The sequence below is a fragment of the Actinophytocola sp. genome, from assembly GCF_009379765.1.
Classification (GTDB): domain Bacteria; phylum Actinomycetota; class Actinomycetes; order Mycobacteriales; family Pseudonocardiaceae; genus Actinophytocola.
This window is the reverse complement of the sequence record NZ_WHTD01000024.1, coordinates 1-23,929: the sequence shown is the minus strand read 5'-3', so window position 1 is coordinate 23,929 and position 23,929 is coordinate 1. Positions and strand designations below refer to the sequence as shown.

Genomic DNA, 23,929 nt, shown 5'->3' with positions numbered 1-23,929 from the left:
GGGTCACCCGTTCGATACGAGGAGATTCCCGGCCCGGTCGGCTATCGTGTGGATATGTCAGCGGAATCCGTCGAGTCTCCGCGGCGGCGAGACTTCAAGGACGCCTCGCCGCGCGAGATCCGTGCTGCGCTGGTGCCGGAGGAGCGGCCTGACTTCGACCGCCAGTGGCAAAGAATCATGGCCGAGGCCATCGAGTCACTCGACCTCACCAGCGTGTTCACGATTCTGGACAGCTGGCGACGCCGGGCCACGCTCACGACGTCGCTCGGCCACGGTGGCTACCGGCGAATGCTCGCGCGGGCCGAGCAAACGTTGCGCACAGGTGAACCTGCTACTGGCTCAGTGCCCCTGGACCAGGTCAAGGCGTACATCGAGGAGCGGTTGGGCCGATAAACCCAAAGGGGGCCTTGCGGCACCTCGTGTTCGGTGCGAGCGGGCAGGGGCTCGTCGTCTACTTGATCCTTGAGGACCAGCGCTACGTGGACGTGGTGCAGGTGATCTGGGTCGGGTGAGCCGGGGGTTCTTGCCCGGCAAAGTAGAACGTGTTTCACTCAGGGTATGTGTGTCGATACTGCGTGACGCGTGCGCGGACCTGGTCGGCGGTGCCGATCATCGCGATCTCGGCGGCGAGCGCGACGTTCTTCGGGCCTTCGGCACCGAGCCAGACGGGCAGGTCCGCGCGCAGCGGGTGGGTGATCGGGCGCAGTGGCTTGCCGAGCCGGTCGGCGCCGCCGCCGGTGTAGGGCAGCGGGTAGTGCGGGCCGGCTCGGTCGCGTTCGCCGGCATGCCGGCGCCCCAGTACCCGAGCTGCAGTCCAAGCTTCATGCCGGCATGGTAGATCGTGTTCCGGTCCGCGATGGGTCACCCGTTCGATACGAGGAGATTCCCGGTCCGGTCGGCTATCGTGTGGATATGTCAGGGGAACCCGTCGAGTCTCCGCGGCGGCGGGACTTCAAGGACGCCTCGCCGCGCGAGATCCGTGCTGCGCTGGTGCCGGAGGAGCGGCCTGACTTCGATCGCCAGTGGCGGGCGGCAATGGATAAGGCCACCGAAACGCTGGACCTCGGTGAGGTGGTCAAGACACTGGACAACTGGCGGACTCACGCCATGATCACCGACGAGCTCGGCAAGGACGGCTATCGCCGGTGGCTGGCGAAGGTGGAGCACAGGTCGCGTACTGGCGACCGCCCCCCAGGCAGCGTTCCGTGGAGCCAGCTCAAGGTGGAGCTCGGGCTGTAGCGTGACCTACAAGATCGAAGTTGATCCCGAGGCGAGGGATCAGATTCGGGGGTTGCCTCCTGCGCTGCTGAATGCGCTGGGTGAGGTCATGTCGATGCTCGAGCTGACGCCCTGGCATGGCGCGCCGTTCGTAGCGGCCAACCCTGATGGCAGCGTGAGGCAGATCGTGTTCGGGCATGGTGGGACCACGGTCGTTGTCTACATGATCTTGGAGCACCAGCTGCGGGTGGACGTGCTCAAGGTGATGTGGGTCGGGTGAGCGGGGGCTCTTGCCCGGCAAAGTAGAACGTGTTTCACTCAGGGTGTGAGTGTCGATCAGGTGCCGCTGTCGGCTCCGCTGGACATCGGGTTCGACTACACCCGGTCGCTCGGCCCCACGCTGAGCCGGTTCGTCACCGGGCTCGCGCAGCGGCGGATCCTCGGGGCCCGTGGCTCGGACGGGCGGGTGCACGTGCCGCCGCCCGAGTACGACCCGACCACGGGCGAGCCGCTGACCGAGCTCGTCGAGGTGGCGCACACCGGCACCGTCACCACCTGGTGCGCGCAGCCCGAACCCCTTGCGGGCCAACCGCTCCAGCACCCGTTCTGCTGGGCGATGATCACCCTCGACGGCGCCGACACGCCCATGCTGCACGCCGTGGACGCCGAGCGCGCCGGTACCGGGATGCGGGTCCGCGCGCGGTGGGCCGACACCCAGGGCGACGGGATTCGGGACATCGCATGCTTCGCGCCCATCGAGGACGAGCCGGCCACGGAGCCCCGGGACGCCGAACCCGTCACGATGATCACCACCCCGGTGCGGCTGAGCTACACGCACTCGGCCTCCCCCGAGGAGAGCCGCTACCTGCGTGGCCTCGCGGAGGGCCGGCTCCTCGGCCAGCGCTGCCCGGAATGCCGCAAGGTCTACATCCCGCCCCGCGGCGCGTGCCCCACCGACGGGGTGCCCACCGAGGACGAGGTCGAACTGCCCGACCGCGGCATCGTCACCACGTTCTGCATCGTCAACGTGCCCTTCCTCGGCCAGCGCATCAAACCCCCTTACGTGGCCGCCTACATCCTCCTCGACGGCGCCGACATCGCGTTCCTCCACCTCGTCCTCGGGTGCGCCGCCGAGGAGGTCCGGATGGGCATGCGCGTCGAGGCCGCCTGGAAGCCCCCCGACGAGTGGGGCACCACGCTCGAGAACATCGACCACTTCGAACCGACCGGCGAACCCGACGCCCCCTACGACACCTACGCGCGGCACCTATGACCACCGACGGCCCGAACGACGTCGCGATCGTCTCCTTCGCCCAGGCACCCAACGTGCGCGCCACCCACGGCACCACCAACGGGGTCGAGATGCTCGTCCCGATCATCGGCGCGGCGTTGCGGAATACCGGTCTCACCAAGCGGGACATCGGGTTCTGGTGCTCCGGCTCCTCGGACTACCTCGCCGGCCGCGCCTTCTCGTTCATCGCCGCGGTCGACGCCATCGGCGCGTTCCCGCCCATCCACGAGTCCCATGTGGAGGCCGACGCCGCCTGGGCGCTCTACGAGGCATGGGTGAAGATCCGCACCGGTGAGGTCGACACCGCGCTCGTCTACGGCTTCGGCAAGTCGTCGGCCGGTCAGCTGCGCCGCGTCCTCGCCCTGCAGCTCGACCCGTACACCGTCGGTCCACTGTGGCCGGACGCGGTGAGCATCGCCGGGCTCCAGGCCCGCCTCGGCATCGACGCCGGGCTCTGGACCGAGCGGGACATGGCCGAGGTCGCCGCGCGGAGCCGGGCCGCCAACCCGGAAGCCCAGATCCACGAGCAGGTCAGTGCCGAGGCGCTCCTCCACCAGCCGTACGTCGCGGACCCACTCAGGAAGCACGACTGCGCCCCGGTCACCGACGGCGCCGCGGTCGTCGTGCTCGCATCCGCCGAACGAGCCGGGGACCTCTGCGAGCGGCCGGCGCGGATCGTGAGCATCCAGCACCGGGTCGAGTCCGCGCACCTCGGCGCGCGGGACCTCACCACCTCACCGTCCACTGTGGCGGCCGCGAAGGCGGCGAACGTGGACGGGGTGACTCTGGCCGAGCTGCACGCGCCGTTCACCCACCAGGAGATCCTGCTGCGCCAGGCACTCGGGCTCGGCGACGAGGTCACGATCAACCCGTCCGGCGGCCCGCTCGTGGGCAACCCGATGTTCGCCGCCGGCCTCGCCCGCATCGGCGAGGCGGCCACTCGCATCGGCAAGGGCGAGCGGGCCGTCGCGCACGCCACCAGCGGCCCGGCCCTGCAGCAGAACCTCGTGTGCGTACTGGAGGCCGGCTGATGGCCAAGCAGCGAGCCGCCGTCCTCGGGGTGGGCCAGACCCACCACCGCAGCAAGCGCACCGACGTGACGATGGCCGGCCTGTGCCGCGAGGCCGTCGACCGCGCCCTCGCCGACGCCGAGCTGACCTTCGCCGACATCGACGCGGTCGTGCTCGGCAAGGCGCCCGACCTGTTCGAGGGCGTCATGATGCCCGAGCTCTTCCTCGCCGACGCCATCGGCGCGACCGGGAAACCGTTGCTGCGCGTGCACACCGCGGGCTCGGTCGGCGGGTCGACCGCCAACGTCGCGGCGAGCCTCGTGCACGGCGGCGTGCACCGGCGGGTCCTCGCCGTGGCGTTCGAGAAGCAGTCCGAGTCCAACGCCATGTGGGCGCTGTCGATCATGCCGCCGTTCCAGATGCCGGTCGGCGCCGGCGCGGGCGGCTACTTCGCGCCGCACGTCCGCTCCTACATCCGCCGCTCCGGCGCACCGGACCACATCGGCGCGCTCGTCGCGGTCAAGGACCGGCGCAACGGCGCCAAGAACCCCTTCGCGCACCTGCGGCAGGCCGACATCACGGTCGAGTCGGTCCGCGCGTCGGCGATGCTGTGGGACCCGATCCGCTACGACGAGACCTGCCCGTCCTCCGACGGCGCGTGCGCGGTCGTCCTGGGCGACGAGCAGGCGGCGACCGGGCGTCCGGCGGCCTGGATCCACGCCACGGCCATGCGTACCGAGCCGACCACGTTCGCCGGCCGGGACCAGGTCAACCCGCAGGCCGGCCGGGACGCCGCCGCCGCGCTGTGGCGGGAGGCCGGCATCACCGACCCGCTCGCGCAGATCGACACCGCCGAGATCTACGTGCCGTTCTCCTGGTTCGAGCCGATGTGGCTGGAGAACCTGGGCTTCACCGACGAGGGCCAGGGCTGGAAGCTCACCGAGGCCGGCGAGACCGAGCTCGGCGGGCGGCTGCCGGTCAACCCGTCCGGCGGCGTGCTGTCATCGAACCCCATCGGCGCGTCGGGGATGTTGCGCTTCGGCGAGGCCGCGATGCAGGTGATGGGCCGGGCAGGCGCGCACCAGGTCGACGGGGCGCGCCGCGCGCTCGGCCACGCCTACGGCGGCGGCTCGCAGTACTTCTCGATGTGGGTGGTCGGATCGGAGAAGCCATGAAGTTCACCGTCGGGGTCGCGCTCAGCCCGCTGGACCAGCTCGGCGAGCTGGCGAGAACCGCCGAGGAGTGCGGGTACGCCTCCATCGCGCTGCCGGACTCGCTGTTCTTCTCCGAGGAGGTGTCCGCGAAGTATCCGTACACTCCGGACGGTTCCCGGTTCTGGGACGCGGACACGCCGTGGGTCGACCCGTTCGTCGCCGCCGCCGCGATGGGCGCGGTGACGAGCTCGATCCGCTTCTACACCCAGGTGGTCAAGCTCAACCCGCGCAACCCGGTGCTGCTCGCCCGGCAGATCGGCTCGGTCGCCGCGCTCACCGGCAACCGGTTCGGGCTCGGCATCGGCCTTGGCTGGTCGCCGGAGGAGACCCGCTGGTGCGGCGGCCGGTTCGACCACCGCGGGGCGCGGGCCGACGAGGCGGTGGAGATCATCCGGCTGATCCTCGGCGGCGGGATGGTCGAGTACCACGGCACGTTCCACGACTTCGACAAGCTGCGGATGAGCCCCACACCCACCGAGCCGGTGCCGGTCTACGTCGGCGGGCACACCGACGCGGCACTGCGCCGGGCCGCCCGCACCGGCGACGGCTGGACCTCCGCGATGATCACGTTCGACGCCCTGCGGGACGTGATCGACCGGCTCGGGACGCTGCGCGCGGACCACGACCGGGTCGGTCCGTTCGAGATCCAGGCCGTCTGCGTCGACCGGTTCGGCCTGGACGGCTACCGCCAGCAGGCCGACATCGGCGTCACGGACGTGATCGTGATGCCGTGGGTGTTCTACGGCGTCGGGTTCGACGGTTCGCTCGAGGCCAAGAAGGACGGGATGAAGCGGTTCGCCGACGAGATCATGGGGAAGCTATGACTGCCATCACCTGGAGCGGCCCGGAGACCACGCACCCGGCGCGCACCGCGTCCCGCGCCTCGATGGACGCGGTGTGCCGCGGTGCCAAGGAGGAGTGGGTCGCCCTGTTCGCGGAGGACGGGGTGGTCGAGGACCCGGTCGGCGTGTCCATGTTCGACCCGACCGGCGACGGCCACCGCGGCCGCGCGGCGATCGGCGCGTTCTGGGACATGACGATCGCCAACGTGGAGCGCTTCGAGTTCACCATGCGCGACTCGTTCGCCGCGGGCGACGAGGTCGCCAACGTCGGCACGATCAGCGCGTTCCTGCCCGGCGGGTCCAGAGTGGACACCGAGGGCGTGTTCGTCTACCGGGTGGACGCGGAGGGACTCATCCTGTCGATGCGCGCGTTCTGGGAGACCGAGCGCGCGATGGCTACCCTGCGGCGGGCGTGAGCGGGAGTGACGGAGCGTTCGCTGTCTGGACGGAGGAGAAGCGCAGGCGCGTCAGCGCCGAGCATCGCACGGAGGAAGACGGCGAGTAGCGGAGGAACGAAGCGAACCAATAGGCACAGCACGGAGGAAGACGGCGAGTAGCGGAGGAACGAAGCGAACCATCAGACAATGCTGAGGTCTATGCCGTACTCGGCGCAGGCCAGGACCAGGGCGTTGTCGGAGAAGTCCGCTCTGGTCAGGAAGTCCGCTCTGACCCGGTCCTCGCTGAACACGGTGAAGGTGAACGACGCGGTGTCGAACGCCTTTCGCAGCCGCTCGTCCGGCGCACCCGCGCGCAGCCGGTTCAGGTCGTCCATCGTGGCGCCGTATACGGTGGCGAACTCGGCGGGCGCGTCCGCGTAGTTCCTGGCGGCGACCACCAGCTCGTGCATGGCGTCGCCGTAGTCGGTGCAGAACGAGACCGTCTGGTCCGACGCCCCTCCGCACGCGGTGGTGCCGGCCATCACCAGGAGGATGACGGCCGGCGCGACACACCACGAACCCGACACCCTGTCAGCCTCCTGCAGCCCGGCCCGGCGGGCGCGCCCGCGCGGACCGACCGCCGGGCCGCCGCCGCTTCCCTAAAGGGCAACCCCCACCGGCTGGTCCACCGAGGCCGGGTTGTCGAGGAGGGCGAGCATCGCGTGGGCGACGTCCGCGCGGGACACGAAGTTCCCGTTCGGGACGTTCGCGCCGATGGCCAGGCGGTACGTGCCGGACACCGGCTTGTCGGTGAGCCGTGGCGGGCGCATGACCGTCCACTCGGTACCGCTGCGCCGGATGTCGGCCTCCATCTCGGCGAGGTCGTCGTAGACCTTGCGCAGGAACCGGCGCACCAGCGGGTAGGCGACCCGGCGGCCGAGGAAGCCCTCCCCGTCCGGGATCGGGCCGACCGGCATCGCGCTCACCGCCACGAACCGGCGCACCCCGGTTGCCTCCAGTGCGCCGAGGATCCCCCGGGTGGCGGTGGCCGCCACGCCGACGTCCTTCAACGACCGTGCGCCGACACCCGAGAGCGCGGCGTCGCTGCCGAGCAACAACGGCTCCAGTGGCTCGGAGTCGGTCAACCCCGACACGGTGACCACGGTCAGCGCCGGGTGGTCGGCGATGTCGAGCCGAGAACGGTCCCGCACGACCGCGGTCACCGTGTGGCCCGCATCGAGCGCCTGCCGCACGATATGCCCGCCGATTCCGCCGGTCGCGCCGAATACTGTCAGCTTCATCCCCACCACGCCCTTCCCCACCGGGTACATTGAGACCGGATCACATACAATACGGAAGTCGTACTATATGAACAACGTACCAGAGGATCGCCGGCAGTGGCGGCGCGCCGCGAACGAGGTGCAGAGCGCCCTTCGCGACCTGAACGGGCACCTGGTCGTGCTCAACCACCGGGTCGGCACGCGGGTCGCGCTCCGCGACGTGGATCTGGCCTGCCTGGACCTGATCGCACGGTACGGCTCGATCAGCCCCAGCGTGCTCGCCAAGCGCGCGGGCATGCACCCGGCCACGATGACCGGCGTGCTCGACCGGCTCGAGCGCAACGGCTGGGTCGTCCGCGAGCGTGACCCGGAGGACCGGCGGGCCGTCGTGGTGCGGGTACTGCCGGACCGCGGTGGCGAGCTGTTCCGCCTGTACAGCGGGATGCGCGCGTCGATGAACGACATCTGCGCGGGCTACGACACCGATCAGCTGACGCTGATCCGGGATTTCCTGAACCGGGTCGCCGGCGCGGGCGAGCGCTCCGCCGACGGGCTCGCCGACGAGGCCGCGGCGGGGTCGCGCGCCGATCAGGTGTAGCTGACCCGCAGCTCCTTGATGCCGTTGAGCCAGCCCGACCGCAGCCGCCGCGGGTCGGCGACGCCGCGGATGTTCGGCATCTGGTCGGCGATCGCGTTGAAGATCAGGTCGATCTCCACCTTGGCCAGGTTCGCGCCGACGCAGTAGTGCGCGCCGGTGCCGCCGAAGCCCAGGTGCGGGTTGGGGTCGCGGGTCACGTCGAACCGCTCCGGCTCGGTGAACACGCCGGTGTCGAAGTTGGCCGAGCTGTAGAACATGCCGACCCGGTCACCCTGCTTGATCTCCGTCCCGCCGAGCACCGTGTCCTGGGTCGCGGTGCGCTGGAAGGACATCACCGGCGTCGAGAAGCGGACGATCTCGTCGGCCGCGGTCGCCGGGCGCCGGTCCTTGTACAGCTCCCACTGCTCGGGGTGGGTGAGGAACGCGTGCATGCCGTGGGTGATCGCGTTGCGCGTGGTCTCGTTGCCCGCCACGGCGAGGAGCAGCACGAAGAAGCCGAACTCGTCGGAGCCCAGGTTGCCGCCGTCGATGTCGGCGTTGACCAGCGTGGTGACGATGTCGTGCGCCGGGCACTGCTTGCGTTCCTCGGCCATGTGCCACGCGTAGCCGAGCAGCTCCGCCGACGCGGCCTCCGGGTTGATCGAGTACTCCGGGTCGTCGTAGGCGACCATCTGGTTGGACCAGTCGAACACCTTGTGCCGGTCGTCCTGCGGGATGCCGAGCAGCTCCGCGATCGCCTGCAGCGGCAGCTCGCACGCGACCTGGGTGACGAAGTCGCCGCCGCCCTGGGCCTTGGCGGTGGCGACGATCCGCTCGGCCCGCTCGGCGAGCTTGTCGCGCAGCCTGTTGATCGCCTTCGGGGTGAAGCCGCGGGAGACGATGCCACGCACCTTGGAGTGGTGCGGCGGGTCGATGTTGAGCATGATCAGCCGCTGCGCCTCGATCTTCTCCCGGGTCATGTCCGGGTTGAACCGGATGATCGCGGTGTTCTCGGCGCTGGAGTAGACCTCGCTGTTGCGGGAGACCTCCTTGACCTCGGCGTGCCGGCTCACCACCCAGTAGCCGTCGTCGCCGAACCCCGCGATGCCGTGCGGTTGGGCGTTCCACCACACCGGCGCGGTCCGGCGCAGCTCCGCGAACTCTTCGACCGGGATGCGCTCCGCGTACAGGTCGGGGTCGGTGAAGTCGAAGCCGGCGGGAATGCGAGGAGTGGCCACCTGGTACCTCCAGCAATGGTGGAACACGTTCTACTCGATTCAAACATACGGGTACCGGTCAAGTGAAGCGCTGACCTGGCGCTGCTTGCCGAGATCAGGAACACGTTCTATTTTATGGTTCAGTGACGCGAGGGAGCTGGTGATGGGCGATCCGGTGATCGTTTCGGCGGTGCGCACGCCGATCGGCAAGCGGGGCGGCGTGTTGTCCGGCCTGCACGCGGCGGAGATCCTGGGCGCGGCGCAGCGGGCGCTGCTGGACCGGTCCGGGGTGGAACCTGATCTCGTCGAGCAGGTGATCGGTGGCTGCGTCACTCAGGCCGGCGAGCAGTCGAACAACATCACCCGCACCGCGTGGCTGCACGCGGGCCTGCCGTACCGGGCGGGCTGCATGACCGTCGACTCCCAGTGCGGGTCCGCGCAGCAGGCCACCCACCTGGTCGCCGGGCTGATCGCGGCCGGCGCGATCGACGTGGGTGTGGCGTGCGGGGTCGAGGCGATGAGCCGGGTCCCGCTGCGGTCCAACCTGGGCAAGGACGTCGGCGTGCCGCGGCCGGACTCGTGGTCGATCGACCTGCCCAACCAGTTCGTCGCGGCCGAGCGGATCGCGGTCCGGCGTGGGCTGTCGCGGTCGGATCTCGACCGCTTCGGCGTGTTGTCGCAGGCGCGGGCGAAGGCGGCGTGGCACGCGGGCCACTTCTCCCGCGAGGTCGCGCCGGTCGGCGCGGTCATCCAGGACCAGGGACCGCGGCCCACCTCGCTGGCGGCGCTCGCCGGGCTGCCACCGGTCGTGGCGGACGGCCTGCACACGGCGGGGACGTCCTCGCAGATCTCCGACGGCGCGTCGGCCGTGCTGCTGATGTCCGCCGACCGGGCCCGGTCGCTGGGCGTGGCGCCGCGGGCCCGGATCGTCGCGCAGTGCCTGGTCGGGGCGGAGCCGTACTTCCACCTGGACGGGCCGGTGCAGGCGACCGACACCCTGCTCGCGCGGACCGGGATGAAGATCGGCGACCTGGACCTGTTCGAGGTCAACGAGGCCTTCGCGGCGGTGGTGCTGTCGTGGATGTCCGTGCACGAGCCGGATCTCGACCTGGTCAACGTCAACGGCGGCGCCATCGCGCTCGGCCACCCGGTCGGCGGCACGGGCACCCGGCTGATCACGACCGCGCTGCACGAGCTCGAGCGGCGGGACGCGTCGACCGCGCTGATCGCGATGTGCGCGGGTGGCGCGCTGTCCACCGGGACGATCCTCGAGAGGTGCTAGGCTGACCAAGCACTTGCTAGGTTAGGCGGTCTCATGGGTGTGTCGACGAGCCGGCCCGAGCCGGGCGTCGCCGTGGTCACTATCGACTTTCCGCCGGTCAACGCGCTGCCGGTGCGGGGTTGGTTCGACTTGGCGGACGCGGTGACCGCGGCCGGGCGCGATCCGTCGACCCATGTCGTCGTGATGCGAGCGGCCGGTCGCGGGTTCTGCGCCGGGGTGGACATCAAGGAGATCCAGCGCTCGGCCGGGCACGAGGCGCTGCTCGGCGCCAACCACGGCTGTCACGCGGCGTTCGGGGCCGTGTACGAGTGCGCGGTGCCCGTTGTCGCTGCCGTGCAAGGGTTCTGCCTCGGCGGTGGGATCGGGCTGGTCGGCAACGCGGACGTGGTGCTCGCCGCCGAGGACGCGACCTTCGGTCTGCCCGAAGTGGACAGAGGCGCGCTCGGCGCCGCGACACATCTGGCGCGGTTGGTGCCGCAGCACCTGATGCGGGCGCTGTACTACACGGCGTCGACCGTCACGGCGGCCGAGCTGCACCAGCACGGGTCGGTGTACCGGGTGGTGCCGGTGTCCGAACTGGACGCCGCGGCGGTGAAGCTGGCCGCGGAGATCGCGGCGAAGGACACCCGGGTGATCCGTGCCGCGAAGGCCGCGCTCAACGGGATCGACCCGCAGGACGTGCACCGCAGCTACCGCTACGAGCAGGGCTTCACGTTCGAGCTCAACCTGACCGGCGCGGCCGACGAGGCGCGCGAGCGGTTCCTGGAGGGCGACCGGTGAGGGACAAGCGGATGACGGCCGACGAGGTGGTCGGCACGCTGTCCGACGGGATGACCATCGGGATCGGCGGGTGGGGGTCGCGGCGCAAGCCGATGGCGCTGGTGCGCGCGATCCTGCGCTCGCGGGTGCGCAACCTCACCGTCGTGTCCTACGGCGGGCCGGACGTCGGCGTGCTGTGCGCCGCGGGCAAGGTGCGCGAGGTCGTGTTCGGCTTCGTGTCGCTGGACTCGATCGCCTACGACCCGTTCTTCCGCCGGGCCCGCGAGTCCGGTGCCATCGCCGTACGTGAGCTCGACGAGGGCATGCTCCAGTGTGGACTTCGCGCGGCCGCGCACCGGCTGCCGTTCCTGCCGATCCGCGCCGGCATCGCGTCGGACGTGCTGACCCTCGACACGTCCTTGCGGACCGTCCGCTCGCCCTACGACGGCGAGGTGGTGGTGGCGATGCCGCCGCTGAAGCTGGACGTCGCGCTGGTGCACCTGAACCGGGCGGACCGGCACGGCAACGCACAGTACCTCGGGCCGGACCCGTACTTCGACGACCTGTTCTGCATGGCGGCCGAGCGGCGGTACGTGTCGTGTGAGTCCATCGTGGACACAGCCGGCCTCGCCTCCTCGGGGCCGCCCCAGTCGATGCTGCTCAACAGGATGATGGTCGACGGGGTCGTGGAGACGCCCGGCGGCGCGCACTTCACGAGCTGCGTGCCGGACTACGGCCGGGACGAGGAGTTCCAGCGCAGGTACGCCTCGGCGGACTGGTCGTCCTTTGTGGACCAGTACCTGTCCGGGGACGAGGCTTCCTACCAGACGGCGGTGCGGTCATGACACCCCTTGTGTCAACCTCAGCTAGTCGAGCAGCGGGGAACCTGCACGAACCGCGTGCCGGCCAACCGCACCCAAGGGGAACGGGACGCGACCCGGCCACCGGTACGTACCGAACTGGACGGCACCAACGCACGGTGACCACAAGGGTTAATTCCGGGGAGGCGGCGCAGCCATGACGGTGTCGCGGGCCGACGTGTGTGCCGTCGCGTGTGCCGACCTGTTCCGCGACGACGGTGAGATTCTCGCCAGTCCGATGGGGGTGCTGCCGTCGCTGGGCGCGCGGCTGGCCCGGCTGACGTTCGCGCCGGAGCTGCTGCTGTCCGACGGTGAGGCGACCCTCCTCGATGCCGACGGCGTTGCCGAGGGGTGGCTGCCGTACCGCGCGGTGTTCGACGTGGTCGCGCACGGCAGGCGGCACGTGGTGATGGGCGCGAACCAGCTTGACCGGCACGGGAACCAGAACATCTCGTGCATCGGCCCGCACGCGCGGCCGACCCGGCAGCTGCTCGGTTTCCGCGGCGCGCCGGGCAACACGGTGAACCACCGGACGAGCTACTGGGTGCCCCGGCACTCCCCGCGGGTGTTCGTGTCCGAAGTGGACGTCGTGTCCGGGGTGGGGTACGACCGGTCCGCCGGCCCCTACCACGACCTGCACCGGGTCGTGACGAACCTGGCCGTGCTGGACTTCGGCGGCCCGTGGCGCACGATGCGGCTGGTGTCGGCGCATCCCGGGGTGGCGGTGGACGACGTGGTCGAGGAGACGGGCTTTCCGTTGGAGGTCAACGGGGTCTCGGTGACCCGCACGCCGACCGACGCGGAGCTGGAGTTGTTGCGGTCGCTGGATCCGTCCGGGCGGCGTGCGGCCGAGGTGCGCTCGTGACGTTGTCGACGGCGTTGACCCGGCTGGTCGGCGTGCGCCACCCGGTGGTGCAGACCGGTATGGGCTGGGTGGCCGGTCCCCGCCTGGTGTCCGCGGTGGCGTCGGCGGGTGGGCTGGGCATCCTGGCGTCGGCGACGATGTCGTTGCCGGAGCTGCGTTCCGCGGTCCGGGAGGTGCGGTCCCGGACGCCCGAGCCGTTCGGGGTGAACCTGCGGGCCGACGCGGCGGATGCCGGCGAGCGGGTCCGGCTGCTGATCGAGGAGGGCGTGCGGGTGGCGTCGTTCGCGCTGGCCCCGACCCCCGACCTGATCGCGACGTTGAAGGACGCCGGCGTGGTGGTGATCCCGTCGGTGGGCGCGGTGCGGCACGCGTCGAAAGTCGCGGCGTGGGGTGCCGACGCGGTCATCGTGCAGGGCGGCGAGGGCGGCGGCCACACCGGCGCCGTGGCGACGACGCTGCTGCTTCCGTCCGTTGTGGACGCCGTGGACATCCCGGTGATCGCCGCGGGCGGCTTCTACGACGGCCGAGGCCTGGTGGCGGCGCTCGCCTACGGCGCGGCGGGCGTGGCGATGGGCACCCGCTTCCTGCTGACCGAGGAGAGCACCGTGCCGGCCGCGGTGAAGGCGGCCTACCTGGCGCGCGACCTGACCGGCACGGTGGTGACGACGAGCGTGGACGGCATCCCGCACCGGGTCCTGCGCACCGATCTCGTGGAGACCCTGGAGTCGTCGGGCCGCGCCCGGTCGCTGCTGCGCGCCGTGCGGAACGCGACCCACTTCCGCCGCCTGACCGGCCTGACATGGCGGACGATGCTGCGAGACGGCGTGGCGATGCGCCGCGCCCGCAAGCTGTCCTGGTCCCAGGTGATCATGGCGGCCAACACCCCGATGCTCCTGCGCGCCGGCCTCGTCGAGGGCCGCACCGACACCGGCGTGCTGGCCGCGGGCCAGGTCGTCGGCGCGATCGACGACCTCCCGACGTGCGCCACCCTGATCGACGCCATCGTCAAGGACGCGACCGACATCATCGCCGGGCTCCCGAGGATCACACGGCCCGGTAGCTGAACCCCTCACGCGGAGCGAGCGCGACCAGCTTGTCGAGCGTCGGAACCGTCTGGCGGCCCCACATCTTCGACAACACCCACGTCCGGTCGGCGTCGCGGATGGGGTGGTCCAGGAACCATTTGCCGATGTTTCGTCGCATCATCGGGTAGCCGTCGCAGTACGCCTCGATGAGCTCCTCGCCCTCGGGCGTGCCGGCCACGCTGAGGAACTTGGCGTTCGGCAGCGCTTGGGCCAACGCCGAGCCCGGCACTCCTGCCTCGTTGAGGACCTTCACCATTTCGAGGACCGCCCACCGCTTGCGGAACGGCTCGGTCGTGCCGGACGGGCTGGTGATCACGTACTGCGTCCAGTCCCGCCCGCTGGCCGCCGCTCGGACGGCCTGGTCCCGACGGCGGAGCTTGATCATGAACTCCTCTGCCTCCGGGAGCGGGATGAGCTGGGTGATGTCCAGCAGCAGCCGGCCGTCGACCCGATGCGGGATCAGCCGGACACCTGATACCAAGGTTGTACGCCGCGTTGAGCCACAGCACCGTCGTCGTGATCTCGGTGCCGAACCCGGCGGAGATCAGGACGATCCGGACCTCGGTCGAGATGACCGGCTCGTCGTCGTCCGTGTCTTCGAACCAGTCCGTGAGCGTCGTGCGGGCATCGTCGGCCGTCGCCGGATCGACCCGGCGGAGGTGGCGTTCGAAGATCTCGACCAGCTTGTCGAACGTCATGGAGTGCACCATCGCGGCATAGCGCAGCGCCTGGAGCTCCATGTGTCCGCCGTCGTGCGTTCGTTTGAGCTCGATGACGACGAGACGAGCCGCGTGGTCGACGCACAGGAGATCGATGCGCCGGTCGCTGCCCTCGAAGTCGCCGAACTCCTCGGCCACCACCAGCAGTGAGTCGTCGATGGCCCCGAGGTTGTGCAGGAGCACGCGTTGCAGATCCCGCCGCTCCAGCACGCCCTCCGCCGCGAACGTGGTTGTCGGCACGGCTTTCAGGGAGTCACCGGTCAGCTCGAACAGGCCCATCGGCTCTCTCCCAACTCAGGCGGTGGCTTTCTCCAGGTCCTGCAAGGACTCCTCCAGGAAGGTGAGCAGGCGTTGCAGGTGGGGGACGGTGCGGCGGCAGCCGGTGAGGCCGAACTCCAAGCTGCCCGCGTAGCTCGTCACCGTGATGTTCAGTGCCTGGCCCTCGTACGGGATGGACAGCGGGTACACGCCCTGCATGCGGGCGCCGTTCCAGTACAGGGGCTCGCGCGGGCCCGGGACGTTCGAGATCAGGACGTTGAAGCCCGGCGGCGTGAGCGTCGTCATGCCGGGGACCGTGCCGACCGCCAGCGGGATCAGCGGGATCGCGCTCAGCGCCAGGATCTGCAGGCGGCTCATGCCGTGGTAGACCTGCTTGCCCTTCAGCATCGAGTCGTGGATCGTGGCGAGCCGGACGGCCGCGTCGGGCTCGTCGGTCGCCATGTTGCACAGGATCAGGCCGATCGCGTTGCCGCCCAGGGACGACTCCGACGAGGACGAGGACGAGGACCCACCCGAGCGGGCGCGCAACGACATCGGGATCGCCGCCACCAGCGGGCGGTCCGGCAGCGCACCCAGGTCCAGCATGTAGCTGCGCAGCGCCCCCGAGCACATCGCCAGCATGACGTCGTTCATCGTGGCGCTCGCGGCCCGGCCGACGGCCTTGATGCGCTCCAGCGGCCAGCCCTGCGCGGCGAACCGGCGCGCGCCGGTGATCGGCACGTTGAACATCGACTTCGGGGCCTGGAACGCCAGCGTCGCCGACTGCTCGCGGAACGCCTCGTTCACCACCTTTGCCGCCGCACCACCGAGACCGGCCACGTCCTTCACGAGACGACCGACCGCAGTGAACGGGTCGGGCGCGTCGGACCTCCGCGGCTTGTCGAACACGTTCGTGCGCACCCGGGGCGACCACGGCGGCCGCACGCCCATGTCCGACGGGTCCTCGGACAGCGAGCTCTGGATCAGGCGCAGCGCCGACACGCCGTCCAGCAGCGAGTGGTGGATCTTGCTGTAGGTCGCGAACCGGTTGCCCTGCACGCCGTCGATGACCGTGAACTCCCACAGCGGCCGGTGCCGGTCGAGCAGGTACCCGTGCAGCCGCGAGGTCAGCTCCAGCAGCTCCCGCACCCGGCCCGGCCGCGGCAGCCCGGACAGCCGCACGTGGTACTCGAGATCGAGGTTGTCGTCGTTGGACCACGCGAACTGGCCGAGCGTGCCCACCGGCCCGCGCGGCCTGCGGCGGAACAGCGGCCGCACGTCCGCCAGCGACAGCAGCTCCCGGTGGAACTCGCTCACGTAGTCCGGCCCGGCACCCTCCGGCAGCTCGAACAGCTGCAGCCCACCGACGTGCATCGGATGCTCGCGCGCCTCGGCGAGCAGGAACATCGAGTCCGTTACCGGCATCAGCGCCATGTCCGTACCTCCCTGCAAGAGGGTAAGCCTACGGGTGCTGGCTGCTCACCGAGATGATCTCGCCGGTCAGGTACGACGCGTAGTCGCTCGCCAGGAACGCCATCACGGTCGCCACCTCCCACGGGTCCGCGGCCCGGCCGAACGCCTCGCGCGCGGCGAGCGAGGACAGCAGCTCCTCGCTCGTCACCTTCGCGAGGAACGGGTGCGCGGCGATGCTCGGCGCCACCGCGTTGACCCGGATCCCGTGCGCGGCCACGTCCATCGCCGCGCAGCGGGTCAGCGCCATCACTCCCGCCTTCGCCGCCGCGTAGTGCGCCTGGCCCTCCTGCGCCCGCCAGCCCACCACCGACGCGTTGTTCACCACCGCGCCGCCGCCACCCTGCTCGACCAGCTGCCGCAGCGCCGCCCGGGTGCACCGGAACGTCCCGGTCAGCGTCACGTCCAAGACCCGCGCCCACTCGTCGTCGGTCATCTCCAGCACCGACGCCGTCCCGCCGAGGCCGGCGTTGTTGATCATCACGTCGAGCCGGCCGAAGTGCTCCACCGCGCCCGCGACCAGCGCCTGGACCTGGTCCTCGTCGGTCACGTCGCAAACCTGCGCGTGCACGGAGGAACCGAAGGAGGAGGCAAGGTCGGCGGCGGTCGAGGCGAGTCGGCGCTCGTGCCAGTCGCTCACCACGACCCGCGCGCCCTCCGCCAGGCACCGGCGGGCCGCGGCCGACCCGATGCCGGTGCCGGCCGCCGCGGTGACCACTACGACCTTGCCGGCCAGCAGGTCCCGGCCGGCAGGGTAGGTGGGCGTGATCAAGGGCGGGCCTCCCGGGGCAGGCCGAGCACCCGCTCGGCGATGATGTTGCGCTGGATCTCGTTGGACCCGCCGTAGATCGTGTCCGCCCGGCTGAACAGGTACAACCGCTGCCACTCGGACAGCTCGTCGTTCGGCGCCGCCAGGCCGGCCGCGCCCAGCACGTCCATCGCCAGCTCGCCGAGCGACCGGTGCCAGGTGGCCCAGACGAGCTTGGTCACCGACGCCTCGTGCCCGGTGCCGCCGATCGTGCGCAGCGCGTGCGCCCGCATCACCTCCAGGCCCAGCCGGGCCCTGGCGAGCCGCTCGCGCAGCAGCGGGTCCTCGAGCACGCCCGTGTCCCCGGCCAGGGCGACCAGCGCGTCCAGCTCGCGGCGGAAGCCGACCTGCTGGCCCAGCGTCGCCGCGCCGCGCTCGAACGCGAGCGTCCGCATCGCCACCGTCCAACCGCCGCCGACCTCGCCGACCACCAGGTCACGCGCGGTGCGGGCGCCGTCGAAGAACACCTCGTTGAACTCCGACCCGCCGGTCAGCTGCTCGATGGGCCGGACCTCGACGCCGGGCTGGTCCATCGGCACGAGCAGGTAGGACAGCCCGGCATGCCGTCGCGAGCCGGCCGAGGTGCGGACCAGCACGAAGCACCACTGCGCCACGTGCGCGAGCGAGGTCCACACCTTCTGCCCGGTGACCACCCACTCCACGCCGTCGAGCGTTGCCGACGTCGACACCGAGGCCAGGTCCGAGCCCGCGCCCGGCTCGGAGTAGCCCTGGCACCACAGCTCGTCGACCGCCTTGATGCGCGGCAGGAACCGCCGCTGCTGCTCGGGCGTGCCCAGCGCGATCAGCGTCGGGCCGAGCAGCTCCTCGCCGACGTGGCTCACCCGCGCCGGCGCGCCCGCCGCCGCGTACTCCTCGTGGAAAGCCACCCGGTGCTCGAGATCCAGGCCGGCGCCGCCGTGCTCGACCGGCCAGCCAAGGCACGTCCAGCCGGCCGCGGCCAGGTGCCGGTCCCAGGCGATCCGCTCGTCGTGGGCCTCGTGCTCGCGGCCCGGCCCGCCGAGGCCGCGCAACGCGGCGAACCCGCCGGTCAGGTTGTCGGCCAACCAGTCGCGCACCGATGCGCGAAAGCCGTTCAGGTCCGCCATGGGGTGTTAGCCTACCAAGCAATTGCTTTGGAGGTGGTCGGCGTGACCGACGAGGTCGTCCGCTACGAGGTCGACGGGCCCGTGGCGACGGTGACGATGAACCGCCCGGAGTACCGCAACGCGCAGAACTCGGCGATGACCTACGCCCTCGACGCCGCGTTCACCCTGGCCGTGGACGACGACGCGGTCAAGGTCGTCGTGCTGGCCGGCGCGGGCAAGCACTTCTCCGCCGGGCACGACATCGGCACCCCGGGCCGCGACGTCGACACGACGTTCGAGCGCAAGGCCGTCATGTGGTGGGACCACGTCGGCAAGCCGGGCGGGGACCAGCGCTACGCCCGCGAGATGGAGGTCTACCTCGGCATGTGCCGGCGGTGGCGGGAGATCCCCAAACCCACCATCGCGATGGTGCACGGCGCGTGCATCGCCGGCGGGCTGATGCTCGCCTGGGTGTGCGACCTGATCGTCGCCTCCGAGGACGCGTTCTTCGCCGATCCCGTGGTGCGCATGGGCATCCCGGGGGTGGAGTACTTCGCGCACCCGTGGGTGCTCGGCCCGCGGGCGGCCAAGGAGTTCCTGTTCACCGGCGACCGGTTCGACGCCCGCAGGGCACTCGAGCTCGGCATGGTCAACCGGGTCGTGCCGCGCGACGAGCTCGCCGCGGAGACCACGAGGCTCGCCGCCAGGATCGCCGAGATGCCCCGGTTCGGGCTCGCGCTCGCCAAGCGCGCGGTGAACCAGGCGGAGGACCAGATGGGGCTGCGCTCGGGCATGGACTCGGTGTTCGGGCTGCACCACTTCGCGCACGCGCACAACGCCGAGACCTCGACCGACGCGCTCGGCGGGATGGACGCCCGATCGATGAGGGGCACTAGTGGATCTTGACCTGCCCGCGGACGTCCGCGCGTTCCGCGACGAGGTGCGGGAGTGGCTGGCGGCCAACGTGCCCGGCCGGCTCCAGTCGATGGACACGCCCGACGGGTTCGCGCTCCATCGCGAGTGGGAGCACCGGCTGGCCGGCGCGCGGCTCTCGGCGGTGACCTGGCCGCGCGAGTACGGCGGGCGGGACGCGTCGCTGCTGGAGTGGGTGGTCTTCGAGGAGGAGTACTACGCGTCCGGCGCGCCCGGCCGGGTCAGCCAGAACGGCATCGCGCTGCTCGGCTCGACGCTGCTCGCGCTCGGCACCCCGGAGCAGCGGGAGCGGGTCCTGCCCCGGATGGTGCGGGCCGACGACATCTGGGCGCAGGCCTGGTCGGAGCCCGAAGCGGGCTCGGACCTGGCCGCGGTGCGCAGCCGCGCGGTGCGGACCGGCGGCGGCTGGGTCCTCAGTGGACAGAAGACGTGGAGCTCGCGGGCGAGCTTCGCCGACCGCGCGTTCGGCCTGTTCCGCAGCGACCCGGCGGCCGAGCGGCACCGCGGGCTCACCTATCTGATGTTCGACCTGAAGGCCGACGGCGTCACGGTGCGGCCCATCCCGCAGCTGGACGGCACGCCCGGGTTCGCCGAGATCTTCCTCGACGAGGTGTTCGTGCCCGACGCCGACGTGCTCGGCGCGCCCGGCGACGGCTGGCGGGTCGCGATGAGCACGGCCAGCAACGAGCGCGGGCTGACGCTGCGCAGCCCCGGCCGGTTCGGCGCGGCCGCGGACCGGCTCGTCGACCTGTGGCACGAGCGGCCGGATCCCGCGGCGCGCGACCGGGTGGTGGACGCGTGGATCGGCGCGCAGGCCTACCGGCTGTACACGCTCGGCACGGTCAGCAGGCTCGCCGAGGGTGGGCGCCTGGGCGCGGAGTCGAGCGTGAACAAGATCTTCTGGTCCGAGCTGGACATCGCCCTGCACGAGACCGCGCTGGACCTGCTCGGCGCGGACGCCGAGTCCGCCGGGGACTGGCTCGGCGGCTACCTGTTCTCGCTCGCCGGCCCGATCTACGCCGGTACCAACGAGATCCAGCGCGACGTCGTCGCCGAGCGGCTGCTCGGCCTGCCGCGGGGGGACCGATGAGGTTCGTGCGCAGCGAGGAGCAGCGGCAGCTCGCCGCGAGCGTGCACGACCTGCTGGCCGCCGGCGACGTGCCGGCCGCGATCCGGGCCTGGGGGCGCGGCGAGCCGGAGCCGGGGCTGGAGCTGGTGCGGCGGTTGGCGAAGATCGGCGTGACCGGGCTCGCGGTGCCGGAGCGGTTCGACGGGCTCGGCGCCGGCCCGGTGGACCTCGTCGTGGTGTTCGAGGAGCTCGGCCGGCACGCCGTGCCCGGCCCGCTGGTCGAGTCGTTCGCCGCCGTGCCGACGCTGCTCGCGGGCGTCGCCGACGCCGGTCGCTGGCTGCCCGGCCTGGCCGCGGGCGACATCCTGGCCACGCTCGCGCTGCCGCCGCACGTGCCGTACGCCTTGGACGCGGACGTCGCGGTCGCGGTGTTCCTGGTCGACGGCGACACCGTGCACACCGGGTCGGCGGGCGCCCCGGTGTCCTCGGTGGACGCCACCCGCAAGCTCTTCCCGGTCGACGCGGCGGAGCGGATCGGGCCCGGCGATGTGGCCCGGGCGTTCGAGGTCGGCGTGCTGTGCGGTGCGGCCCAGCTGCTCGGGCTCGGCCGCGGCCTCCTGGCGCAGGCGAGCGCGTATGTCAAGCAGCGCAAGCAGTTCGGCCGCGCCGTCGGCGAGTTCCAGGCGGTCAAGCACCACCTGGCCGACGTGCTGGTGGCGCTGGAGTTCGCCCGCCCGCTCGTGCACGCCGCCGCGGTGACCGGCTTTGCGCGGGACGTCTCCGCGGCCAGGGTCGCCGCCGCGGACGCCGCCTACCGCGCGGCACGGGCGGCGTTGCAGGTGCACGGCGCGGTCGGCTACACGCTCGAGTACGACCTCGGCCTGTGGCTCACCAAGGTGCGCGCGCTGCGGTCCGCCTGGGGAACCCAGTCGTGGCACCGGGAGCGGGTGCTGGCCGCGCTCAGCGCGCGTCGACGTCGATGACCAGCTGGCCGTTCTCCCGGGTGACCCGCACCGTGCGGTGCTGCTTGCTGTTGCCGTCGCCCTTGGTGTAGGTGACGTCGACCGGCACGTTCACCGAGCCGTCCGCGTTCGGCGTGACGCCGTTCGCGCAGCACGAGCTGACGTCGGTGAACTGGGCCCAGTACTGCTCGAACGCGGCCTGGTCGCCGAACAGCGCCTTGGCGTTGCTGGACAGCATGGCCCACCGCTTGGCCGTCTGCTGGACGTCGCCGTAGTAGTCGATCACCTTCTGCCCGGCCTGGCTGTAGTCGATGGGCTCGTTCGCCGGGATCGGGTTGGCGCTCGTCCGCGGCGGCGCCTCGGACGACTGCTCCTGGCTCGGCCGCGACGGCTCGCTGGTCTGGTTGCCGACGCCCCGCTGCGTGGTGTCCGGGTCCTTTCCGTTGTCGAGCAGGAGGATCGCGGCGACCACCCCGGCCACGACGAGCAGCGCGGCCACCGCGACGATCGTCATGTTGCGCCGGGACGGGTCGCCGCCGGTCCGCGCGGGCACGGGCGCCGCGGGCGTGGTGGGCAGCGCGGTGGTCGGCGGGCCCGGTGGCGGGAGCACCGCCACCGGGCGGAATGGCGTGGCCGGGCCGGCGGCGGCCTTCTTGGCCGGGCCCGTCAGCGTGGTGGGTGCCGCGGCGGGGCTGCCGAGCGCGGTGGCCGCATCGAGCATCGTCGGCCGGGTCACCGGGTCGGGACGCATCAGGTTGGACAGCGTGTCCGCGAGCGGGCCCGCGTTGCGGGCCGGCGGCGCGTTGCCCGAGGCGACCGCGTGCAGCAGCGCGAGCGGGTTGGAGCTCGTGCCGAACGGCGGCCTGCCCTCGACGGCGTGGTAGAGCGTCGAGCCGAGGGAGAACACGTCGGAGGCGCGGCTCGGGTCCTCGCCGCGGGCGATCTCCGGGGCGAGGTAGGCGGGCGTGCCGGCCATCCCGGTCTGGGTGGTGACCGTGCCCTCGTCCACCGCCTTGGAGATGCCGAAGTCGGTGATCTTCACCGTGCCGTTGTCGGCGAGCAGGATGTTGCCCGGCTTGACGTCGCGGTGCACGATCCCGACCGCGTGCGCGGCGGCGAGTGCGGCGGCGACCTGGGCGCCGATCTCGGCGACCTCGCCCGGTGGGAGCGCGCCGCGTTCGGCGAGCACCGCGGAGAGGCTGCGGGACGGCAGGAACTCCATCACCAGGCAGGGGTCGCCTTCGTGCTCGGCGACATCGAACATGGCGATCGCGTTGCGGTGTTGCAGACGTGCCGCGATCCGCGCCTCCCGCATGGCGCGGCGGCGGGTCTCTTCGGACTCGGCCTCCGACAGCGCGTAGCGGACCAGCAGGCGTTTGATGGCCACGGTGCGACCGAGGCGCTCGTCCTGCGCCTTCCACACCACGCCCATCGCGCCGCTGCCGACCTGCTCGAGCAATCGATAACGGCCAGCGACCAGTGCACCCTTCTCGATGACCAGGTCTCCTCGCGTGCGTTGTCTCCAGGCCCCGACCCGTCACTGAGAATATCGAACGTGCTCGATCGGGGGGGTTCCTAGGCAACCAAGCAACTGTTTGGTTAGGTTATCGGCATGCGGTTGACCGAGGACCAGCTCGCGTTGCGGGACACGGTGCGCCGGCTGGTGGCCAAGGAGCAGGACTGCTGGGCGCCGTTGACCGAGCTCGGGGCACCCGCCCTGCTGGTGCCGTCCGACCGCGACGGGCTGGGCGCGGGGCTGGTCGAGGTGTTCGTCGTGCAGTACGAGCTGGGCCGGACGCTGACGCCGGCCCCGCTGCTCGGCTCGGTGCTCGCCACGGCAGCGCTCGTCTCCGCGGGGGACACGGACCTGCTGCCGCGGGTCGCGTCCGGCGCGGTGGCCGCGCTCGCGTGGGCCGGCGCGGGCGGGTGGTCGTCGGTGGCGTGCGCGGCGCGGCGCTCGGCCGGCGGCTGGCTGGTGTCGGGGTCGGCGGCGTACGTGCTGGACGGCGACACCGCGGACCTCCTGCTGGTGGTAGCCCGGACGGATGATGGCCCGTCGCTCTTCGAGGTCGACCCGGCCGACGCGCGGCGCACGCACACGCCGACGATGGACCTCACCCGGCGGCTCGCCGACGTGTCCTTCGCCGACGCGCCCGCCCGGCTGATCGGCCCGGTCGATGTCGCGCACGCGCGCGACGTGGCCTGCGTGGCGCTGGCCGCGGAGCAGGCGGGGACGGCGGCGAGGTGCCTGGAGCTGACCGTGTCCTACACCGGCCGGCGAACCCAGTTCGGCCGCCCGATCGCGTCCTTCCAGGCGCTGAAGCACCGGATGGCGGACATGCATGTGCTGGTGGAGACGGCCGAGTCGGCCGCGCTGTCCGCGGCGTGCGCCGCACCCGACGAGCTGCCGCTGCGGGCCGCGGTGGCGAAGGCGCACTGCGCGGAGGCCCTGCACGAGGTGGCCGGCGAGATGATCCAGCTGCACGGCGGCATAGCGATCACCTGGGAACACGACGCGCACCGCTACTTCAAACGCGCCCACGGCGGCCTGCACCTGTTCGGCGGTCCCGCCGAACACGTCGCCCGGCTCGCCCAGCTCACCGGTATCTAGTGTCGTGAGTCCGAGGAACGTTTGCGTTTGCCGGGGCCCAGATCGCCCCTGGCCGCGTTGTCGGGAAACCCGAATACGACCCGGTATGAGGGATTCCCTCCGCCTCGCCAGGAACGATCTGGATCCCCGGCAAACGT

At 71.5% G+C, this 23,929-nt stretch carries 27 protein-coding genes and 1 pseudogene; 19 read left to right on the top strand and 9 right to left on the bottom strand.

Going from position 1 to position 23,929, the window contains the following annotated elements; translation table 11 throughout:
* The first annotated feature begins 54 nt into the window (after positions 1 to 54).
* Positions 55 to 393 (top strand): DUF6247 family protein, encoded by a 339-nt coding sequence (locus GEV28_RS10135; protein ID WP_291411006.1) that lies wholly within the window; start codon positions 55 to 57, stop codon positions 391 to 393.
* 223 nt (positions 394 to 616) lie between these two features.
* Here GEV28_RS10135 and GEV28_RS10130 read toward each other — a convergent pair.
* Positions 617 to 718, bottom strand: a pseudogene (locus GEV28_RS10130) (LLM class F420-dependent oxidoreductase); the annotation flags it as partial.
* 194 nt (positions 719 to 912) lie between these two features.
* Between GEV28_RS10130 and GEV28_RS10125 the strand changes: the two are divergent.
* The 7 genes from GEV28_RS10125 to GEV28_RS10095 are packed head-to-tail and all read left to right on the top strand — an operon-like array spanning position 913 to position 5,991.
* The gene (locus tag GEV28_RS10125) at positions 913 to 1,239 is read left to right on the top strand and encodes a DUF6247 family protein (protein WP_291411004.1); all 327 of its coding nucleotides are present in this window, start codon (positions 913 to 915) and stop codon (positions 1,237 to 1,239) included.
* 1 nt (position 1,240) lies between these two features.
* Complete coding sequence (locus GEV28_RS10120) at positions 1,241 to 1,498, top strand: hypothetical protein (protein WP_291411003.1); 258 nt, start codon at positions 1,241 to 1,243, stop codon at positions 1,496 to 1,498.
* Between the two features lie 45 nt (positions 1,499 to 1,543).
* A complete protein-coding gene (locus GEV28_RS10115) occupies positions 1,544 to 2,491 on the top strand; it encodes a Zn-ribbon domain-containing OB-fold protein (RefSeq protein ID WP_291411002.1) in 948 nt (315 codons plus the stop codon).
* Positions 2,488 to 3,540, top strand: a complete 1,053-nt coding sequence (locus GEV28_RS10110) for a thiolase domain-containing protein (protein ID WP_291411001.1) — start codon at positions 2,488 to 2,490, stop codon at positions 3,538 to 3,540. The genes GEV28_RS10115 and GEV28_RS10110 overlap by 4 nt, the downstream gene beginning before the upstream one ends.
* Positions 3,540 to 4,694 (top strand): thiolase domain-containing protein, encoded by a 1,155-nt coding sequence (locus GEV28_RS10105; RefSeq protein ID WP_291411000.1) that lies wholly within the window; start codon positions 3,540 to 3,542, stop codon positions 4,692 to 4,694. The genes GEV28_RS10110 and GEV28_RS10105 overlap by 1 nt, the downstream gene beginning before the upstream one ends.
* On the top strand, positions 4,691 to 5,557 hold the full coding sequence (locus GEV28_RS10100) for a TIGR03619 family F420-dependent LLM class oxidoreductase (protein WP_291410997.1): 867 nt from the start codon (positions 4,691 to 4,693) through the stop codon (positions 5,555 to 5,557). The genes GEV28_RS10105 and GEV28_RS10100 overlap by 4 nt, the downstream gene beginning before the upstream one ends.
* Positions 5,554 to 5,991 (top strand): nuclear transport factor 2 family protein, encoded by a 438-nt coding sequence (locus GEV28_RS10095; RefSeq protein WP_291410995.1) that lies wholly within the window; start codon positions 5,554 to 5,556, stop codon positions 5,989 to 5,991. The genes GEV28_RS10100 and GEV28_RS10095 overlap by 4 nt, the downstream gene beginning before the upstream one ends.
* A 161-nt stretch (positions 5,992 to 6,152) precedes the next feature.
* Here the strand turns inward: GEV28_RS10095 and GEV28_RS10090 are convergent, their stop codons facing one another.
* Positions 6,153 to 6,494, bottom strand: a complete 342-nt coding sequence (locus GEV28_RS10090; protein ID WP_291410993.1) for a hypothetical protein — start codon at positions 6,492 to 6,494, stop codon at positions 6,153 to 6,155.
* Between the two features lie 117 nt (positions 6,495 to 6,611).
* On the bottom strand, positions 6,612 to 7,253 hold the full coding sequence (locus tag GEV28_RS10085) for an NAD(P)-dependent oxidoreductase (protein WP_291410991.1): 642 nt from the start codon (positions 7,251 to 7,253) through the stop codon (positions 6,612 to 6,614).
* A gap of 67 nt (positions 7,254 to 7,320) precedes the next feature.
* On the opposite strand from GEV28_RS10085, the gene GEV28_RS10080 reads away from it, so the two are divergent.
* Positions 7,321 to 7,830 carry a MarR family transcriptional regulator gene (locus GEV28_RS10080; protein ID WP_291410989.1) on the top strand — a complete coding sequence of 170 codons (510 nt, stop codon included), beginning with the start codon at positions 7,321 to 7,323 and terminating at the stop codon, positions 7,828 to 7,830.
* On the opposite strand, the gene GEV28_RS10075 is transcribed toward GEV28_RS10080, so the two are convergent.
* Entirely contained in the window at positions 7,821 to 9,047 is a 1,227-nt protein-coding gene (locus tag GEV28_RS10075) for a cytochrome P450 (protein ID WP_291410986.1), read from the bottom strand. The genes GEV28_RS10080 and GEV28_RS10075 overlap by 10 nt on opposite strands.
* Before the next feature lie 142 nt (positions 9,048 to 9,189).
* Between GEV28_RS10075 and GEV28_RS10070 the strand changes: the two genes are divergently transcribed.
* The 5 genes from GEV28_RS10070 to GEV28_RS10050 all read left to right on the top strand — a co-directional run bounded on the left by GEV28_RS10070 (position 9,190) and on the right by GEV28_RS10050 (position 13,856).
* Positions 9,190 to 10,308 (top strand): steroid 3-ketoacyl-CoA thiolase, encoded by a 1,119-nt coding sequence (locus GEV28_RS10070; RefSeq protein WP_291410984.1) that lies wholly within the window; start codon positions 9,190 to 9,192, stop codon positions 10,306 to 10,308.
* Positions 10,309 to 10,341: 33 nt separating this feature from the next.
* On the top strand, positions 10,342 to 11,088 hold the full coding sequence (locus GEV28_RS10065; RefSeq protein ID WP_291410982.1) for an enoyl-CoA hydratase family protein: 747 nt from the start codon (positions 10,342 to 10,344) through the stop codon (positions 11,086 to 11,088).
* Positions 11,085 to 11,912, top strand: a complete 828-nt coding sequence (locus tag GEV28_RS10060; protein ID WP_291410980.1) for a CoA transferase subunit A — start codon at positions 11,085 to 11,087, stop codon at positions 11,910 to 11,912. The genes GEV28_RS10065 and GEV28_RS10060 overlap by 4 nt, the downstream gene beginning before the upstream one ends.
* Positions 11,913 to 12,084: 172 nt before the next feature.
* Complete coding sequence (locus GEV28_RS10055; protein WP_291410978.1) at positions 12,085 to 12,792, top strand: CoA-transferase; 708 nt, start codon at positions 12,085 to 12,087, stop codon at positions 12,790 to 12,792.
* A gap of 2 nt (positions 12,793 to 12,794) precedes the next feature.
* A complete protein-coding gene (locus GEV28_RS10050; protein ID WP_291411055.1) occupies positions 12,795 to 13,856 on the top strand; it encodes a nitronate monooxygenase in 1,062 nt (353 codons plus the stop codon).
* On the opposite strand, the gene GEV28_RS10045 is transcribed toward GEV28_RS10050, so the two are convergent.
* A complete protein-coding gene (locus GEV28_RS10045; RefSeq protein WP_291410976.1) occupies positions 13,837 to 14,262 on the bottom strand; it encodes a hypothetical protein in 426 nt (141 codons plus the stop codon). The genes GEV28_RS10050 and GEV28_RS10045 overlap by 20 nt on opposite strands.
* A 37-nt stretch (positions 14,263 to 14,299) precedes the next feature.
* Between GEV28_RS10045 and GEV28_RS10040 the strand changes: the two genes are divergently transcribed.
* Positions 14,300 to 14,746 carry a hypothetical protein gene (locus tag GEV28_RS10040; RefSeq protein ID WP_291410975.1) on the top strand — a complete coding sequence of 149 codons (447 nt, stop codon included), beginning with the start codon at positions 14,300 to 14,302 and terminating at the stop codon, positions 14,744 to 14,746.
* 144 nt (positions 14,747 to 14,890) lie between these two features.
* On the opposite strand, the gene GEV28_RS10035 is transcribed toward GEV28_RS10040, so the two are convergent.
* From GEV28_RS10035 to GEV28_RS10025, 3 genes are read right to left on the bottom strand one after another with little or no spacing between them, the layout of a single operon-like run.
* Positions 14,891 to 16,288, bottom strand: coding sequence for a wax ester/triacylglycerol synthase family O-acyltransferase (locus tag GEV28_RS10035; RefSeq protein WP_291410973.1), 1,398 nt, complete (start codon positions 16,286 to 16,288; stop codon positions 14,891 to 14,893).
* A gap of 28 nt (positions 16,289 to 16,316) precedes the next feature.
* Positions 16,317 to 17,093 (bottom strand): SDR family oxidoreductase, encoded by a 777-nt coding sequence (locus GEV28_RS10030; RefSeq protein ID WP_291411053.1) that lies wholly within the window; start codon positions 17,091 to 17,093, stop codon positions 16,317 to 16,319.
* Complete coding sequence (locus tag GEV28_RS10025; protein WP_291410971.1) at positions 17,093 to 18,238, bottom strand: acyl-CoA dehydrogenase family protein; 1,146 nt, start codon at positions 18,236 to 18,238, stop codon at positions 17,093 to 17,095. Before GEV28_RS10025 ends, GEV28_RS10030 begins: the two co-directional genes overlap by 1 nt.
* A 42-nt stretch (positions 18,239 to 18,280) precedes the next feature.
* On the opposite strand from GEV28_RS10025, the gene GEV28_RS10020 reads away from it, so the two are divergent.
* From GEV28_RS10020 to GEV28_RS10010, 3 genes are read left to right on the top strand one after another with little or no spacing between them, the layout of a single operon-like run.
* Positions 18,281 to 19,123, top strand: a complete 843-nt coding sequence (locus GEV28_RS10020) for an enoyl-CoA hydratase (RefSeq protein ID WP_291410969.1) — start codon at positions 18,281 to 18,283, stop codon at positions 19,121 to 19,123.
* Positions 19,113 to 20,240 carry an acyl-CoA dehydrogenase family protein gene (locus GEV28_RS10015; RefSeq protein ID WP_291410967.1) on the top strand — a complete coding sequence of 376 codons (1,128 nt, stop codon included), beginning with the start codon at positions 19,113 to 19,115 and terminating at the stop codon, positions 20,238 to 20,240. Before GEV28_RS10020 ends, GEV28_RS10015 begins: the two co-directional genes overlap by 11 nt.
* Positions 20,237 to 21,202, top strand: a complete 966-nt coding sequence (locus GEV28_RS10010; protein WP_291410965.1) for an acyl-CoA dehydrogenase family protein — start codon at positions 20,237 to 20,239, stop codon at positions 21,200 to 21,202. Before GEV28_RS10015 ends, GEV28_RS10010 begins: the two co-directional genes overlap by 4 nt.
* Here GEV28_RS10010 and GEV28_RS10005 read toward each other — a convergent pair.
* Entirely contained in the window at positions 21,180 to 22,640 is a 1,461-nt protein-coding gene (locus GEV28_RS10005; RefSeq protein ID WP_291410963.1) for a serine/threonine-protein kinase, read from the bottom strand. The genes GEV28_RS10010 and GEV28_RS10005 overlap by 23 nt on opposite strands.
* Before the next feature lie 153 nt (positions 22,641 to 22,793).
* Between GEV28_RS10005 and GEV28_RS10000 the strand changes: the two genes are divergently transcribed.
* Positions 22,794 to 23,792 (top strand): acyl-CoA dehydrogenase family protein, encoded by a 999-nt coding sequence (locus GEV28_RS10000; RefSeq protein ID WP_291410961.1) that lies wholly within the window; start codon positions 22,794 to 22,796, stop codon positions 23,790 to 23,792.
* The last annotated feature ends 137 nt before the right edge of the window (positions 23,793 to 23,929 follow it).